Origin of the sequence: Leifsonia sp. SIMBA_070, from assembly GCF_046534635.1 — a bacterium.
GTDB lineage: Bacteria > Actinomycetota > Actinomycetes > Actinomycetales > Microbacteriaceae > Leifsonia.
In genome coordinates this window covers 1-244 of sequence record NZ_JAWRYK010000798.1, presented here as the reverse complement: position 1 = coordinate 244, position 244 = coordinate 1, and the positions used below count along the sequence as shown (strand labels likewise).

1 protein-coding gene is annotated in these 244 nt (G+C 74.2%); it reads right to left on the bottom strand.

What is annotated here, in order from left to right:
- Positions 1-244 (bottom strand): M24 family metallopeptidase (locus SB754_RS22415; RefSeq protein WP_410784481.1); only part of this gene is annotated, 244 nt, incomplete at both ends.

Sequence of the window (244 nt, the reverse complement as noted above, 5' to 3'; positions counted from 1 at the left end):
GCGGCACAGCAGGGCGCCCTGGCCGGAGCCGATGACGAACTCGTTGGAGGGGTCGTCGCCGCCGCCGGCGAAGATGGCGCCGTGCATGGCGGCCAGGATGTCGCCCTCGAAGATGCCGGGCCCGGCGGTGTCCAGTGCCGCCTCCCAGGCGGTGTCGGCCAGCTGGGCGGCCTGGCGCACGTAGGAGATCTCCGCCGGGCTCTTCACCACGCGCAGGCGGCTGACCAGGGTCGAGGCGTCCTCC